Origin of the sequence: Sulfurisoma sediminicola, from assembly GCF_003865015.1 — a bacterium.
GTDB classification, from domain to species: Bacteria; Pseudomonadota; Gammaproteobacteria; order Burkholderiales; family Rhodocyclaceae; genus Sulfurisoma; species Sulfurisoma sediminicola.
On sequence record NZ_BHVV01000002.1, the window covers coordinates 351,141 to 367,284 of the forward strand.

Here is a 16,144-nt window from a genome sequence, read left to right on the forward strand (position 1 = left end):
CAGGCGCCGCTACGGCGCCAAGCTGCCCTGTCTCTCCAGGTTGTGCAGGAAGCGCGCGAGGTGGCGGTCGGTCTGGGCCGTGTGGTTGATCAGCCAGTCGACCAGCAGCAGCTGAACGCGGAAGGTGAGGTAGAGCGGATGGTATTTGCCGGACTCGATCGCGCCACGCAGTTTGGTGAAGTTGTCCGCGAACGTCAGGTGCTGGCGCTGGTGCTCCTCGGCGAAGGGGTAGTGATGCTGGCGCATCAGGGCTTCTTCGGTCTTGAAATCGGAGAGCACGTAGTCGGCGAGAAAGCTCAGGGCCTGCTTGGCCGAAGCCGGCTCCTCGCCGAGAATGGCCTCGGCCAGTTGCGCCATGCGTTTGAGCAGTTCGCGGTGCTGGGTGTCGATCTCGGCGACGCCGACCGCGTATTCCTCCCTCCAGGCGATCTCGAGGCCGCGGCCGCTGGCCTCGGCCTTGCCCGAGGCCAGCACTTCATCGCAGCGGGCCAGATAGACCTTCGTCGCCTGGTCGTTGGGGGCGATGGCGGCACAGCGTTTGAACAGCTGTTGGGCGCGCCAGACGTCGTGCATGTGATAGCAGGCCACGGCCTCCTCGAACATCGGCAGCGTCGTGAGTTTGCCGGCGCGATTCTGCGGCGTGTCGGCGTCGAGCACTTCGTAGACCGCCTGGGGGTGGCTCTTGCCCTTGACCAGAATGCGGTCGATGAAGCGGATGCGGTAGCGCGAGGGATCCTGCAAGGCATAAAGGGTGTGCTCGCTGATCAGGAGCGGGGCGGCGTAGTCCTTGGTCACGCCCTCTAGGCGCGAGGCGAGATTGACCGAGTCGCTGATCACCGTGCTGTCCATGCGATTGAGCCCGCCGACGGTGCCGAGCAGGACCATGCCGGTATTGAGGCCGATGCCGATGTTCACCGGGCTGTAGCCGGCGCGGGCGCGGCCGAGGTTGTAGACCTCGAGCTGGGCCAGCATGTCGATGGCGGCGGCCAGTGCGTCGTCGGCGCTGCCGGGGAACAACGCCATGATGGCGTCGCCGATGTACTTGTCGATGATGCCTTCGTTGCGGCCGATCACCGGCTCCATCTCCGACAGGTAGGAGTTGATGAAGCGGAAGTTCTCCTGCGGCGTCATCGTTTCCGACAGCGCGGTGAAGTCGCGGATGTCGGAGAAAAGGATGGTCATTTCCTTTTCGACGTGCGTACCGAGTTCGACTTGCATGATGCTCGGCGTGCGCAGCAGCGAGAGGAACTGGCGTGGCACGAACTTGCTGTAGGCCGCCTCGGTTCGGGCGAGCGTGGCGCGCGTATGCTCGTGCGCCCGCGTTTCGCGTTCGACGGCTTCGCGCAGGGCATCCAACTCGGCTTCTTGCAGCGATTTCTGCGGTTGGGCGAGCGATTGGGGCCCGGTCTCCGTGGGTTGGGTTTCGGCCATGCTCTTCAAATATCACAATGCAGCCCGTCACGCAATCTTTTGCCGGAATGGAGCGTGCGGCCCCCACTTTTCTTGATCGCGGTCATGGCCGGCGACGCAGCAGTGTTGACCTAGGTCATAACGCACTGCATCAATTTCACATATCAATGCATCCTAATATTTCGGCCTTGTCTTTCACCTTCGATCGAAAGGAAGCGCAACATGAACGTACGGGGAATCAAGCGTCTGGCTGCGTGGCCGGCGCTGGCGACCGTGACAATGGCGCTGGTGCTGGGGTGGCCGATCATGGCGGGTGCCGCGGAAGAGAAAAATGAGCCACCGCCGGTGAAGATGAACACCACGGCCGACCACAGCAAGTTCAAGGAACTGCAGCAGACCTTCAAATCGGGGCCGGAGGTCACCAAGGCCTGCCTGTCCTGCCACACCGAGGCCGCCAAACAGGTGCATCGCACCAAGCACTGGACCTGGGAGTTCCTCAATCCCGAGAACAACCAGCGCCTCGGCAAGAAGAACGTCCTCAACAACTTCTGCATCTCGATCTCGCAGAACTATCCCTTCTGCACCTCCTGCCACGTCGGCTACGGCTGGAAGGACAAGGACTTCGACTTCACCTCCGAGGTCAATGTCGATTGCCTGGCCTGCCACGACACCACCGGCAACTACAAGAAGGCGGCTGGCAAGGCCGGACATCCGCTGTACGAGCCGCTCGAAACGCCCCCGGGCTCGGGCAAGTTCACCCAGCCGCCGGACCTGAGCAAGATCGCGCAGAAGGTCGGCAAGACCAGCCGCGACACCTGCGGTTCCTGCCATTTCTTCGGCGGCGGCGGCGACGGCGTCAAGCACGGCGACATGGACAGCTCGCTGGCCGCGCCCGACAAGGAACTCGACGTGCATATGGACGCCTCGGGCCTCGACTTCACCTGCGGCACCTGCCACAAGACCTCGAGCCACGACGTTCCCGGCAGCCGCTACACGCCGACCGCGATCGACAAGGGCGGCGCGCAGATGCGCGGCAAGGCCGAGGACGCCAAGCGCAACCCGGCGACCTGCAACTCTTGCCATGGCAACGCGCCGCACAAGAAGCAGGATCGCCTCAACGGCCACGCCACCAAGCTCGCCTGCCAGACCTGCCATGTGCCGGCGATGGCGCGCGGCGGCGTGCCGACCAAGATGAGTTGGGACTGGTCCACGGCCGGCCAAAGGGACAAGGACGGCAAGCCGATAACCAAAAAGGATGACAAGAATCACATCATCTACGAGAGCCGCAAGGGCGATTTCGTCCTCGGCGAGAAGGTGAAGCCCGAATATCGCTGGTTCAACGGCAAGGTGACCTACACCCTGCTCGGCGACAAGGTCGAGAAGGGCGCAACGCCGGTCGGCATCAACATGATCGGCGGCAGCCCGAACGACGGCAAGTCGCTGATCTGGCCGATGAAGGTCATGCGCGGCAAGCAGCCGTTCGACCCGGTGAACAAGACGCTGGTGATGCCGCACACGGCGGGCAACGACGACATCGGCTACTGGAAGAACCTCAACTGGGAACCGGCCATTGCGGACGGCATGAAGAATGTCGGGGCGCCGTTCTCGGGCAAGGTCGACTTCCTCTCGACCGAAATGTACTGGCCGATCACCCACATGGTCGCGCCCAAGGACAAGGCCGTGGCCTGCGCCGAGTGCCATTCGGCCAAGAGCCGCCTCGCGGGCCTGCCCGGCATCTACATGCCGTCCTACAGTGCCAGGAGCTGGCTGGACCTGATCGGCTGGCTGCTCGCTGCGGCGACGCTGGCCGGTGTCATCATCCACGGCGCGCTGCGCGTTTTCCTCGGCAGGAAGGGGTAAGAACATGTCCGCACACGCAATGCAGAAACTCTACGTCTTCAAGATCTTCGAGCGCATCTGGCACTGGTCGCAGGCGGGACTGATCATCTTCCTGCTCATTACCGGTTTCGAGGTGCACGGCAGCTACGCCAACTTCGGCTTCGAGAAGGCGGTGAATTACCACACCATCGCCGCCTGGTCGCTGGTCGGGCTGTGGGTGTTCGCAATCTTCTGGCACTTCACCACCGGCGAATGGAAGCAGTACATCCCGACGCTGGCGAAGGTCGATGCCATGGCCAAGTACTACCTGTTCGGCATCTTCGTCAATGCGCCGCATCCGTTCCGCCTGACCACGCTGAAGAAGCACAACCCGCTGCAGCGGCTGGCCTATCTCGGGGTGATGCTGTTCATCGGCCCGCTGATCTGGTTCACCGGCTGGTTCTACATCTTCTTCGACAAGTGGCACGCCTGGGGCTGGGACAAGTACCTGAGCCTGGAATGGGTGGCGTTCTTCCACACCATCGCCGCGTTCATGATGCTGCTGTTCCTGATCGCCCACGTCTATCTGACCACCACCGGCCACACCCCGCTCGCCCACATCAAGGCCATGATCACCGGCTGGGAAGAGGTCGAGGCCGAGGAAACTGCGCCGGTCAAGCACTGAATGCAATTGCAACAATCAATCCAGCTTTGCCCAAGAGGAGAATCAATATGACACGCAAGTTTTCGATGACCGTGCTGGCGGCGCTGCTCGGCGCCACCGCGATGACCAGTGCCCTGGCCTATGACGCCGACTGGAAGCGCGGCCGCGTCTATTACCGCCAGGTGTGCACCAGTTGCCACATGGCGCAGGCGAACAAGCAGTTCGGCCCCAACGAGCGCACCAAGGCCGACTGGACCGCCTACCTCAGCGCGGACAAGCACAACAAGGGCAAGGACACGATCAAGCAGTATTACAGCAAGCAGTACCGCGCCAGCATCAAGGCCAGCAACAAGGCGGCCGAGAAGTTCGCCGATACGCCCGATCAGGAGCTGATGGACGACGTCAAGGCCTTCCTGATCAAGAGCGCCAAGGACGGCGACTCCCCGGCCAGCTGCAGCTGATCCGCCGAACCATCCCCCGCACCCCTCTGTCCGAACGAGGGGGCGGGTTCGTTGTGTGACAAGGAGAGCAATTCATGTCTGAAGGCGCATCCTGGCGGGCCGGCTTCAAGGCCGACTACGAAAGCATACTTGTCGAACCCTGGGCGCCGCACATCGGTGCCATTCTGATGGTGATGATCATCCTGCTGCTGATGGTCAACGGCCTGTTCTGGGGCGTCTTCGGCGGGCTCAAGCTCTGGGGCGACTGGTTCAACAGCAGCATTGGCCTCGGCCCCCTGCTCGGCATCAAGAGCGACCTCGACGGCCCGCTGATGCACCGCATGTCGCTGATGAACATCACCCTGATCGTCGGCGCCTTCGCCGCGGCGATGATCTCGCGCCAGTTCTCGATCTTCCGCGCACCGAAGCTCGAGTACATCTGGGGTGCCGCGGGCGGCACGCTGATGGGCGTTGGCGCCACGCTGTCCGGCGGCTGCACCACCGGCGGCTTTTACACCCCGGCGCTGCATTCCTCGCCGGCGGGCTGGGTGATGGCGGCGGGCCTGATCATCGGCGCCGTGATCGGCCTCAAGCTGCTGATGTGGACTCTCGAAAATATCGAGTGGGGCATGCAGGCGCCCGGCGCCATCGAGCCGCCGGGGCGCGCGATCCATCCCTGGATCGGCGTGGCGCTCATCGCCATCATCATCGCGTGGACCCTGAACTGGGCGACGAGCGGCGACGAAAAACTGGTCGGGCGTGCCCTCATCGTCATCGCCGGCTTCCTCATGGGCTTCGTCATGCACCGCTCGCGCCTCTGTTTCGCCCGCTGCTTCCGCGAGCCTTTCATGACCGCCGAGGGCGACATGACCAAGGCCATCATCGTTTCGCTGGCGATCGGCATTCCCGCAGCGGCGCTGCTGTTCGAGAAGAAGCTGATCGACCCCTACCTGGCGATCCCGCCGACCTTCTGGCTCGGCTCCCTGCTCGGCGGCCTCATCTTCGGCCTCGGCATGGTCTTCGCCGGCGGCTGCGCCTCGGGCGCGCTGTGGCGTGCCGGCGAGGGCCACCTCAAGCTGTGGGTGGCGGTGTTCTTCTTCGCCTGGGGCGGCTCGACCTTTTCGGGGATCCTGCACCACTGGGACGTGATGACGCGCGACGTCAACCTCGAGAGCATCGAATTCACCAAGGTCGGCATCCAGACCTACCTGCCGGATATGGTCGGCGGCTGGGGCTGGGCGCTGTCGATCAGCCTGGGCATCCTGGCGATTTGGTACGCCTGGGTGCGCTACAACGAATCCACCGAGAAATTCACGGTTGTCTAACGAAGGAGACTCTCCATGAATATCAAGCTCAAGAGCATAGCGCTGGCCGTCGCGCTGGCATTGCCCGTCGCCTTGCCGGCGGCCCTGCTGAGCGAGCCGGTCCGGGCGCAGCAGGACGTGAAGAAGGACGGCTGGTATCGCCATATCGTCGATATCGACTTCGTCAAGCCCTATGTCGACATCCCGCCCAAGCCCGGCGTCATGCTGATCGATTCGCGTCCGGCGGCGCGGCAGTATGACCCGGGCCACATCCCCGGGGCAATCAACATTCCCGACAGCCAGTTCGACAAGCTCGCCGACAAGCTGCCCGCCGACAAGGCCACGCTGCTGATCTTCTATTGCGGCGGCTTCGAGTGCATGCTGAGCCACCAGTCGGCCTTCAAGGCCGAGAAGCTGGGCTATACCAACATCCGCGTCTATTCCGCGGGCAGCCCCGACTGGGCCAAGAACGGCACCGGGCAGTCGGTTTCCGCCGCCTATATCAAGAAGCTGCAGGCCGACAAGGCGCCGCACATGCTGATCGATGCGCGGCCGAAGCGTACCGCCGACAAGGGCATGATCCCCGGCGCGGTCAATATTTCCGAGAGCGAATTCGACAAGAATGTCGACAAGCTGTCGGCCGACAAGGCGACGCCCTTGATCATTTATTGCGGTGGCCTGGAGTGCGTGCTTTCCGACAAGGTCGCGGCCAAGGCCCGCGCGCTGGGCTACACGGACGTCAAGACCTATCCCGAAGGCTATCCGGAATGGGAGAAGCTGTTCGGTGCGGCACCCGCGGCGGCTCCGGCCGGCGCGGCCGCTCCGGCGGCGGCGCCCAAGGCGGCAGCGCTCGAGCCCGGCAAGGAGAAGGGCTCGGTCACCGTCGCTTCGTTCGAGAAGGTGCTCAAGGAGCAGCCCGACGCGATCAACCTCGTCGACGTGCGGGACGCCAAGGAGTTCGCCGGCGGGACGATCAAGGGTGCGAAGAACATCCCGATGAATGCGCTGGAAAAGGCGATCGACCAGCTGCCCAAGGACAAGCCGACGGTCTTCATCTGCGGTACCGGTGCCCGCTCCGGCGAGGCCTACGACACGGTCAAGCTGGTGAAGGCGGATCTGCCGGTGTATTTCATCGACGCCACCATCAAGTTCCTCGGCGACGGCAAGTTCGAGATCAAGCAGAAGTAAGTTCCGCCAGGAATATCGCGGCGATACGCATCGCCGCCGCGACGAGGGGCTGCGGCCCCTCTTGTCGTTTATGGTGTTCGCCGCTAAGCTGTCAAAATGCTGACGTAAGACCCGCGTCAGTCCCCTTGCGTAGATTCCGCTTCGCTAAGAAGCAGAAGTCCATCTTTGGAGGAAAAGGAGACTAACCATGGCACAGGAAATCTGGGAACGAATTCGGGCCAACCCGAAGTTCCAAAAACTCGTCAGTAAGCGCAACAACTACTCGATCGTCATGAGTATCCTGATGATCATCGCCTATTACGGCTACATCCTGCTCGTCGCTTTCGACAAGTCCTTCCTGGCCACCAAGATGGGCTCGGGCATGGTCATGTCGATCGGCATTCCGATGGGCGTGGGCGTCATTCTCTTCACCATCATTCTGACCTGGATCTACGTCCGCCGTGCGAACACCGAGTTCGACGCCGATGCTGAAGAGATCATCAAGGAGGCCACCAAGTGAGCGTTTCCAACAAGCAGATTCTCGGCGGCCTTGCGCTGCTGGCCCTGGCCGGCGGTGCCTTCGCCGCGGGCGCCGACCTCGGCACCACCCAGAAGCAGGCCACCAACTGGACGGCCATCGTCATGTTCGCCATTTTCGTCGGCGCCACGCTGTGGATCACCAAGTGGGCGGCGTCCAAGACCAAGACCGCGGCCGACTTCTACACCGCGGGCGGCGGCATCACCGGCTTCCAGAACGGCCTCGCGATCGCCGGCGACTACATGTCGGCGGCCTCCTTCCTCGGCATTTCCGGCCTGGTGTTCGCCAACGGCTTTGACGGCCTGATCTTCTCGATCGGCTGGCTGGTCGGCTGGCCCGTCATCACCTTCCTGATGGCGGAGCGCCTGCGCAACCTCGGCAAGTTCACCTTCGCCGACGTCGCCTCCTATCGCTTCGCCCAGACCCCGCTGCGCAGCTTTGCTGCCACCGGCACGCTGGTCGTGGTGGCCTTCTACCTGATCGCCCAGATGGTCGGCGCCGGTCAGCTCATCAAGGTGCTGTTCGGCCTCGAGTACATCTACGCTGTGATGATCGTCGGCGTCATCATGATGATGTACGTGCTGTTCGGCGGCATGACCGCGACGACCTGGGTGCAGATCATCAAGGCGGTGATGCTGCTCGGCGGCGCGACCTTCATGGCCCTGGCCGTGCTGTTCCAGTTCGGCTTCTCGCCCGAGGCGCTGTTCGCCAAGGCGGTCGAGGTGCATGGCAAGCACGACGCCATCATGAGTCCGGGCGCGCTGATCACCGATCCGATTTCGGCCATATCGGTCGGCATGGCGCTGATGTTCGGCACCGCAGGTCTGCCGCACATCCTGATGCGCTTCTTCACCGTGCCCAACGCCAAGGAAGCCCGCAAGTCGGTAGCCTGGGCGACGACCTGGATCGGCTACTTCTACATCCTGACCTTCATCATCGGCTTCGGCGCGGTGGTCAACCTGATCCCGAATCCGTCCGAGTACTACGTCGGTGGTGAACTGGCCAAAGGCCTAAAGGGCGGCGGCAACATGGCGGCCGTGCATCTGGCCAACGCCGTCGGCGGCAACTTGTTCCTCGGCTTCATCTCAGCCGTGGCCTTCGCCACGATTCTGGCGGTGGTGGCGGGCCTGACGCTGTCGGGCGCCTCGGCCGTGTCGCATGACCTTTACGCCTCGGTCTGGCGTCATGGCAACGTCGATTCCGCCACCGAACTGCGCGTGTCCAGGATCACCACGGTGATCCTCGGCATCGTCGCGGTCGCGCTGGGTGTGATCTTCGAGAAGCAGAACGTCGCCTTCATGGTGATGCTGGCCTTCACGGTCGCCTGCTCGGCCAACTTCCCGGTGTTGTTCATGTCGGTGCTGTGGAAGAACTGCACGACGCGCGGCGCCGTCGCGGGTGGTACCGTCGGCCTGATCCTCTCGGTGGTGCTGACCGTGGTTTCGCCGGCCGTGTGGGAAGCCGCCCTTGGCAACCCGAAGGGCAGCGCGATGTTCCCCTACGCTTCGGCCGCCATCTTCTCGATGACTGCCGCCTTCTTCGTCATCTGGCTGGTGTCGATCCTCGACAACAGCGCGCAGGCACAGAAGGAACGTGCGCTGTTCGGCGACCAGCTGACCCGGTCCGAGACCGGCGTCGGCGCCTCGACCGCCTCCGCGCACTAAGCAGTACCCGTACCGCAACACCAGGAAGAACCCCGGGTCCGCCCGGGGTTTTTTCTTGCGGGGAGCGTGCCGCTTTGGCTATAATTCGCGCCTCTTTGGCCAGTTAGCTCAGTTGGTAGAGCAGCGGATTGAAAATCCGCGTGTCCTTGGTTCGATTCCGAGACTGGCCACCAGCATCCGAACGGCCCTCCACTGGAGGGCCGTTTCCTTTTGTCCTTCCGCGCGATGCGCGCATACTGCTTGACGGCAGGCAAGTTCAGGTCCTGCTTCGCCGATATAATTGAGCCGTAAGGAGTTTTCGGCACCGCCCATGCAGCTTTTCGCCCTCGGCATCAATCACCACACGGCGCCGCTCGCCATGCGCGAGCAGTTGGCGTTCGACCCCGTGCGGCTGCAGCAGGCATTGCATGATTTGCTGCGGGCCAAGCCGGTGCGCGAGGCGGCCATCCTGTCGACCTGCAACCGGACCGAACTCTACTGCGCCGCCGACCAGGCCTGTGCCGCCGCCGACTGGCTGGCCGAGTACCATGCCCTGCCGCCGTCACGGATCGAACCCTACCTCTACACCCATCCGCAGAAGGATGCCGTGCGCCACATGTTCCGCGTCGCCTCCGGCCTCGACTCGATGGTGCTGGGCGAGCCGCAGATCCTCGGCCAGATGAAGCAGGCGGCGCGCGCCGCCGAGGAAGCGGGCACGCTCGGCACGCTGCTGTCCAAGCTGTTCCAGCGCACTTTTTCCGTGGCCAAGGAAGTGCGCTCGACCACCGCCATCGGCGCCAACATCGTCTCGATGGCCGCCGCCTCGGTGCACCTGTCGGCCCGCATTTTCGAGAGCATCGCCGGGCAGAAGGTGCTGTTCATCGGCGCCGGCGAAATGATCGAGCTGTGCGCCGCGCATTTCGCCGGCGAGAATCCCAAGCGGCTGACGGTGGCCAACCGCACGCTGGAGCGCGCGCAGGCGCTGGCCGAGCGCTTCAACGGCGATGCCATGCGCCTCGACGAGCTTTCCGAGCGCCTGGCCGAATACGACATCGTCGTCTCCTGCACGGCGAGCCAGTTGCCCATCGTCGGCCTCGGCATGGTCGAGCGCGCGCTCAAGGCGCGGCGCCACCGGCCGATGGTGATGGTCGACCTGGCCGTTCCGCGCGACATCGAGGCAGAGGTCGGCGACCTCGACGACGTCTTCCTCTACACGCTCGACGACCTCGGCCAGCTCGTCGAGCAGGGCATGGAATCGCGCCAGGCCGCCGTGGTCGAGGCCGAGTCCATCATCGACGACCGGGTGCAGAATTTCCTGCACTGGATGGATACGCGCGAGGTGGTGCCGACCATCCGGGCGCTGCGCGATGCCGCCGAGCGCACGCGCCGCCACGAAGTCGAGCATGCACTCAAGATGATCCGCCGCGGCGACGATCCGGCCGCGGTGCTGGAAGCGCTGTCGCACGGACTCACCAACAAGCTGGTGCATCCGCCGACCCAGGCGCTCAACCAGGCCGAGGGCGAGGAGCGCGCCGAGGTGGCGCAGCTGCTCTCCCGCATCTACCGCCTCCATTCCGACAACTAGCTGACCGCAATCGCGGCCGTCGCCACCACGGCGCGGCCGCGCGGCTGTTCCATTGCCATGAAGCCTTCCATCCGCAGCAAACTCGAACAACTCGCCGCCCGCCTCGACGAGGTCGACGGCCTGCTGGCCGAAGAGTCGGCGGCGCGCGACATGGACAAGTTCCGCAAGCTCTCGCGCGAGCGCGCGGAGGTCGAGCCGGTGGTGGCGCTCTATCGCCGCTTCCTGCAGGCGGAGGGCGACCTGGCCGAGGCCGAGGGCTGGCTGGCCGACCCCGAGATGAAGGCCATGGCGCAGGAGGAGATCGCCGCCGCCCAGGAGCGCCTGCCGGCGATCGAACTCGAGCTGCAGAAGCTGCTGCTGCCGAAGGATCCCAACGACGACAAGAACATCTTCCTCGAGATCCGCGCCGGCACCGGCGGCGACGAATCGGCCCTGTTCGCCGGCGACCTGTTCCGCATGTATTCGCGCTACGCCGAGCGCCAGCGCTGGAAGGTCGAGGTGGTGTCGCAGAACGAGTCCGACCTCGGCGGCTACCGCGAGGTGATCTGCCGCGTCGAGGGGCAGGGCGCCTATTCGAAGCTCAAGTTCGAGTCGGGCGGCCATCGCGTCCAGCGCGTTCCGGCGACCGAGGCGCAGGGGCGCATCCACACCTCCGCCTGCACCGTGGCGGTGATGCCCGAGGCCGACGAACTCGTCGCCATCCAGATCAATCCCGCCGACCTGCGCATCGACACCTTCCGCGCCTCCGGCGCCGGCGGCCAGCACATCAACAAGACCGACTCGGCCGTGCGCATCACCCACATTCCCTCGGGCCTCGTCGTCGAGTGCCAGGACGACCGTTCGCAGCATCGCAACAAGGCACAGGCCATGAGCGTGCTCGCGGCGCGCCTGGCTGACATGCAGGAGCGCGAGCAGGCGCAGAAGATCGCCTCGACGCGCAAGTCGCTGGTCGGCAGCGGCGACCGCTCCGAGCGCATCCGCACCTACAATTTTCCGCAGGGCCGCGTCACCGACCACCGCATCAACCTCACGCTCTACAAGCTGGCGATGGTGATGGAGGGCGACCTCGACGAGTTGATCGGCGCGCTGACGGCCGAGCATCAGGCCGAGCTGCTTGCGCAGCTCGCTGAGTAATGGCCCACCACCCCCGGCCCCGCCTCAAGGCGGGGAGCCTCCTTGCTCGCTGCGCTCGACCATTACGGGGCGCTACGTGGCGACGGTGCAGCGGATGTTCGCTTCGCGAACACGCCGTCTCGCCTTGGGGCGGCCCGGCGGCGAGACTGCCATGAGCGCGGCAACCGTAGCCGGCGCGCTGGCGGCCGCGCGCCAGTCCATCCCCATCGTCGAGGCACGGCTGCTGCTGCGCCATGCGCTCGGCGCAAGCGCCGCTTGGCTCGAGGCGCACCGCGACGATCTCCTGCCGCGCAGCGCGGCGGAAGCCTTCGCCGCGCTGGTCGAGCGCCGCGCCTGCGGCGAGCCGGTGGCCTACCTGCTGGGCTTCCGCGAGTTCTACGGCCGCGAGTTTTCGGTGACGCCCGACGTGCTGATACCGCGGCCCGAGACCGAACTGCTGGTCGAAATCGGACAGAAAATAGTCGGCACCCCAGGGGTACTTCCTGCGGGGCGCGCTGGCGATACGGCGAGTCTGCTCGATCTCGGCACCGGCAGCGGCTGCGTCGCCATCACGCTGGCGCTGGAACTGCCGCAAGCACGTGTCTCCGCCGCCGACATTTCCGCCGCGGCGCTGGCGGTCGCCCGTGCCAACGCCACGCTGCTCGGCGCCGATGTGAGCTTCGTCGAGAGCGACTGGCTGGCCTGCTTCGGCGGCCGGCGTTTCGACCTCATCGTCTCCAATCCGCCGTACGTCGCCGCCGGCGATCCGCACCTGAGCGAGGGCGACTTGCGCTTCGAGCCGCCGTCGGCGCTGGCTTGCGGTGCCGACGGCCTCGACGCGATCCGCCGCATCGTTGCCGACGCATCGCGCCATCTCGAGGCCGGCGGCTGGCTGCTGCTCGAACACGGCTACGACCAGGCCGACGCCATGCGCGAACTGCTCGCCGCCGCCGGCTTCGCCGACATCGAGCAGCATCGCGACCTGGCCGGCATCGTCCGCGTATCGGGCGGGCGCTTGACGAAATATCAGGAAGCGCTAAACTAGTACCTGACAATTTCAATCAACTATTCGGAGTTCCCCCGATGGACGTCAAAGAAAAGATTCACCAGACCGTGACCGGCAACCCCGTGGTGCTGTTCATGAAGGGCACGCCGCAGTTCCCGCAGTGCGGCTTTTCGGCCAAGGCCGTGCAGATCCTCAAGGCCTGCGGCGTCGACAAGTTCGCCACCGTCAATGTCCTGACCGAGCCCGAGATCCGCACGGGCATCAAGGACTACGCCAACTGGCCGACGATTCCGCAGCTGTTCATCAACGGCGAGTTCATCGGCGGCAGCGACATCATGATGGAGATGTACCAGGCCGGCGAACTGCAGCAGAAGCTCGAGGGCATCGCAAAGGCGGCCTGATCCGCTTGATCAGCCGCTGATCACTTTGCGGCCGCGGTCGCCCAGACCGCGAGCCCCTGGGCGTCGAGGTCGAGGTCGAGGCGCCACAATTCCAGAATCTCCTCTTCCGCCAGCGCGACGCCGTGGGCGCGCGCTTCCTCTAGCAGGTAGCCAGCAAGCGCAGTGCGGATCGTCGGCACCGGATCAGCGCCGGCTGCCGCCTTGACGGCGGCCAGGGTGAGCTTCACGCAATCGTCCATGCGACGCAACATCTGCGCGGCCAGCGGCCGCGGCGAACCGAGGCGGCTGAAATGCGTGAGGTAGACCGCCTCGGGTTCGAGCGCCATCATGCGCTCGACCGAATCGCGCATGTCGACCGGGTCGAACTGCACCGGCGTCGCCGAGGGAAAGACGAAGGCGCGGCCGTCTACGTCGAGCTCGCGGTAGCTGATGCCGAAGGTGTCGCCGGTGAAGATGCCCTTGGCGGCGCGGTCGTGGATGAACACGTGATGCTTGGCATGGCCGGGGCTGTCGTGGCAGACGAGTTCGCGGTGGCCGAGCTTGATGGTCGTGCCTTCGGTGGCCTCGATGATCCGTTCGGCCGCGACCGGCAGCAGCTCGCCGTAGAGCGCGCGTGCCGTCTCGCGGCCATAGACTTCCTCCGTTGCCGCCATCAACCTGGCCGGATCGATCATGTGGCGTGCGCCGCGCGGATGCACCACCAGCCTGGCCCCGGGAAAGGTCCGCATCATCGCACCGGCGCCGCCTGCGTGGTCGAGGTGGATGTGGGTGAGGATGACGTAATCGACCGCGTCCGCCGTCAGGCCGAGCGCAGCGAGTGCCGCCTGAGCGTGCGGCAGGCTGGCGTTGCTGCCGGTGTCGACGAAGGCGGCGCGGCCGTCGTCCACGACGAGGTGGATGGCTGCCAGCATGTGCCGCACGTAGCCGGCATCGAAGGCATGGATGCCGTTGTGGTAGTCGATCAGATGCATCGTTTCACCCCCGCAGTTCCGCCAGCAGCCGCGCGATCATGCGCTTGGCCTGACCCAGGTAGCCGGCGCCGAAGATGTTGAAGTGGTTGAGGATATGGTAGAGGTTGTAGAGCGTCTTGCGCGCCTCGTAGCCGGAATCCAGCGGCCAGGCCTCGCGGTAGGCGGCGTAGAAGGACTCGGGGAAGCCGCCGAACAGTTCCGCCATGGCGATGTCGGCCTCGCGGTCACCGTGATAGCAGGCGGGGTCGAAGACCACGGGCGTGCCATCGGGCAGCATGCCGGCGTTGCCGCCCCAGAAGTCGCCGTGGAGCAGGCTCGGCACGGGATGGCCATCGACGAAAAAGGCGGCGACCTTCTCGCAAAGCTCCTCGCCGTCCTGCAGCGTCAGTCGGTCCGCGCCCTTGCTGCGCGCCAGCGCCAGCTGCGGCCGCAGCCGCCGCTCGGCGAAGAAGCGCGGCCAGCTGTCCATCCAGCCGTTCGGTTGCGCTCCGAGGCCGATGAAGTTGTCGGTGGGCCAGCCGAAGCGTTCGCCGGCATGGCGATGCAGCGCGGCCAGCTGCCGGCCGAGCGTCGCGCCGGCGGTCCGATCGAGCGAACGCAATTCGAGGTATTCGAGTTCGAGGAAGGCCTGGCCGTCGGCGTGGCCATGGCGGCCGACTGCGGGAACGCGGACCGTGCCGGTCTCGCGCAGCGCCGCGAGCCCGGCGACCTCGGCCTCGAACCGCGGCAGGTCCGCTGCGTCGGCGGTCTTGACGAAGGCGCGTTGGAGGAGGGCGTTCAGTTCGAGGCCAGCCGTGCGTTGGCGATCGACAGTCGCGATGCCATGACCCGGAGGAAGGACTGGTAGAAGTGCATGCGCGTCGCCTCCGAGGCGTGGCGCAGTGCCTGGCCGGCGATGGTGACGACGCGCGCGGTGGTCTGGGCGATGACGTCGGCGCCGCGCACGTGATGGCCGCCGCCGACCACCGCCATTTCGCCGAACACCTCGCCGGGAGAGAGCACGTTGAGGACGCGGCCCTTCTTCACGACGCGCAGCTCGCCCTCGAGCAGGAAGCAGAAGGAGTCGCCGTGCTCGCCGTCCTTCATCACCAGCGTTTCCGGCGCGACTTCCTCCCAGCGCGAGAAACGCACGACTTCCCAGATCTCGACGTCGGAGAAGTCGTGGAAGAACTCGATGGCGCGCAGCGACTCGAATTTCTCCGAGTCGGGGAACATGCTCTGGCGCGAGGCGATCTGCTGGTTGCGGAAGGACTGCGCCAGGTCGTGGGCGAACTCCTCCCAGGTGGCATAGCGGGCGTCGAGTTCCTTCTGCATGGCGCGGGCGACGATGGCGTCGAGGCTGGGCGGCAGATCGGCGCGGAAGGTCGAGGGCGGCGGTGCGTCCGAGTTACAGATCGCGTAGATCATGCCGAAGTTGTTGTTGGCGTTGAACGGCAGCCGCCCGGTGAGCAACTGGTACATCACCACGCCGAGCGAATAGATGTCGGTCTGGTGGGTGAGCGGCATCTCGCGCACCTGCTGCGGCGACATGTAGGCCGGCGAGCCGACGCCCGAAACCTGGGTGCGCGTCTCGTCGCCGGTGCTCTGGATCGCCGCGCCGAAATCGGAAATCTTGATGTCGCCGCCCGTGCCGGAGAGCAGGATGTTGGCCGGCTTGATGTCACGGTGGGTGATGCCCATGCGGAAGGCGTAGTCGAGCGCGCGGGTGCATTTGAAGATGATCTCGACCAGGCGCTCCACCGGCAGCAGGTTGTCGGCGCGGCAGAACTGCTCGAGGGTGCCGCCGGCGACGTACTCCATGACGATGTAGCTGTGCTCGTCGCTGCCTTCCTCGGCCATCACCGCGTCGAAGATCTGCACGATGTGCGGGTGGAACAGCTTGCCGGCGAGCGAGGCCTCGTTGATCAGGAGGTGGCGATAGACCTTGCCCTTCTCCCGATCCTTGAGGACGTCGGCGAAGATGAGCTTGATCGCCACTTCGCGATTGGCGAAGGAGTCGTAGCCGAGGTAGACGGTGGAGGTCGCGCCCTCGCCCAGCTTGCCGCGGATCTCGTATTTGCCGATGCGTTCGATGCTCATGCGTC

General features: G+C 65.1%; 15 protein-coding genes and 1 tRNA gene. 12 read left to right on the top strand and 4 right to left on the bottom strand.

Features of this window, described 5'->3' with window-relative positions:
• Nucleotides 1-9: 9 nt before the first annotated feature.
• Nucleotides 10-1,431, bottom strand: a complete 1,422-nt coding sequence (locus EJE94_RS05800) for a bacteriohemerythrin (protein ID WP_121240498.1) — start codon at nt 1,429-1,431, stop codon at nt 10-12.
• Between the two features lie 201 nt (nt 1,432-1,632).
• Between EJE94_RS05800 and EJE94_RS05805 the strand changes: the two genes are divergently transcribed.
• The 12 genes from EJE94_RS05805 (at nt 1,633) to grxD (ending at nt 13,089) form a co-directional block, all read left to right on the top strand.
• Nucleotides 1,633-3,270, top strand: a complete 1,638-nt coding sequence (locus EJE94_RS05805; RefSeq protein WP_165904765.1) for a tetrathionate reductase family octaheme c-type cytochrome — start codon at nt 1,633-1,635, stop codon at nt 3,268-3,270.
• A gap of 4 nt (nt 3,271-3,274) precedes the next feature.
• Nucleotides 3,275-3,913: a cytochrome b/b6 domain-containing protein gene (locus EJE94_RS05810; RefSeq protein WP_124962401.1), complete on the top strand. Its 639-nt coding sequence runs from the start codon at nt 3,275-3,277 to the stop codon at nt 3,911-3,913.
• A gap of 47 nt (nt 3,914-3,960) precedes the next feature.
• Nucleotides 3,961-4,353 carry a c-type cytochrome gene (locus EJE94_RS05815; RefSeq protein ID WP_121243210.1) on the top strand — a complete coding sequence of 131 codons (393 nt, stop codon included), beginning with the start codon at nt 3,961-3,963 and terminating at the stop codon, nt 4,351-4,353.
• A gap of 74 nt (nt 4,354-4,427) precedes the next feature.
• Entirely contained in the window at nt 4,428-5,657 is a 1,230-nt protein-coding gene (locus tag EJE94_RS05820) for a YeeE/YedE thiosulfate transporter family protein (protein WP_121243211.1), read from the top strand.
• A gap of 15 nt (nt 5,658-5,672) precedes the next feature.
• Nucleotides 5,673-6,824 (top strand): rhodanese-like domain-containing protein, encoded by a 1,152-nt coding sequence (locus EJE94_RS05825; protein WP_121243212.1) that lies wholly within the window; start codon nt 5,673-5,675, stop codon nt 6,822-6,824.
• Between the two features lie 187 nt (nt 6,825-7,011).
• On the top strand, nt 7,012-7,323 hold the full coding sequence (locus EJE94_RS05830) for a DUF485 domain-containing protein (RefSeq protein ID WP_121243213.1): 312 nt from the start codon (nt 7,012-7,014) through the stop codon (nt 7,321-7,323).
• Complete coding sequence (locus tag EJE94_RS05835; protein ID WP_121243214.1) at nt 7,320-9,005, top strand: cation acetate symporter; 1,686 nt, start codon at nt 7,320-7,322, stop codon at nt 9,003-9,005. Before EJE94_RS05830 ends, EJE94_RS05835 begins: the two co-directional genes overlap by 4 nt.
• Nucleotides 9,006-9,102: 97 nt before the next feature.
• Nucleotides 9,103-9,178: transfer RNA gene (locus EJE94_RS05840), tRNA-Phe, on the top strand.
• A 137-nt stretch (nt 9,179-9,315) separates the two neighbouring features.
• The gene (hemA, locus tag EJE94_RS05845; RefSeq protein WP_121243215.1) at nt 9,316-10,569 is read left to right on the top strand and encodes a glutamyl-tRNA reductase; all 1,254 of its coding nucleotides are present in this window, start codon (nt 9,316-9,318) and stop codon (nt 10,567-10,569) included.
• A 57-nt stretch (nt 10,570-10,626) separates the two neighbouring features.
• A complete protein-coding gene (gene prfA / locus EJE94_RS05850) occupies nt 10,627-11,703 on the top strand; it encodes a peptide chain release factor 1 (protein ID WP_121243216.1) in 1,077 nt (358 codons plus the stop codon).
• A 151-nt stretch (nt 11,704-11,854) separates the two neighbouring features.
• On the top strand, nt 11,855-12,727 hold the full coding sequence (gene prmC / locus EJE94_RS05855; protein ID WP_121243217.1) for a peptide chain release factor N(5)-glutamine methyltransferase: 873 nt from the start codon (nt 11,855-11,857) through the stop codon (nt 12,725-12,727).
• A gap of 38 nt (nt 12,728-12,765) precedes the next feature.
• Entirely contained in the window at nt 12,766-13,089 is a 324-nt protein-coding gene (gene grxD, locus EJE94_RS05860) for a Grx4 family monothiol glutaredoxin (protein WP_121243218.1), read from the top strand.
• A 20-nt stretch (nt 13,090-13,109) separates the two neighbouring features.
• Here grxD and EJE94_RS05865 read toward each other — a convergent pair whose 3' ends face one another.
• The 3 genes from EJE94_RS05865 to EJE94_RS05875 are packed head-to-tail and all read right to left on the bottom strand — an operon-like array spanning nt 13,110 to nt 16,139.
• Nucleotides 13,110-14,060, bottom strand: a complete 951-nt coding sequence (locus tag EJE94_RS05865) for an MBL fold metallo-hydrolase (protein ID WP_121243219.1) — start codon at nt 14,058-14,060, stop codon at nt 13,110-13,112.
• Between the two features lie 4 nt (nt 14,061-14,064).
• Nucleotides 14,065-14,880: a fructosamine kinase family protein gene (locus tag EJE94_RS05870; protein ID WP_121243220.1), complete on the bottom strand. Its 816-nt coding sequence runs from the start codon at nt 14,878-14,880 to the stop codon at nt 14,065-14,067.
• A complete protein-coding gene (locus EJE94_RS05875) occupies nt 14,838-16,139 on the bottom strand; it encodes a serine/threonine-protein kinase (RefSeq protein WP_121243221.1) in 1,302 nt (433 codons plus the stop codon). The genes EJE94_RS05870 and EJE94_RS05875 overlap by 43 nt, the downstream gene beginning before the upstream one ends.
• Nucleotides 16,140-16,144: the final 5 nt, after the last annotated feature.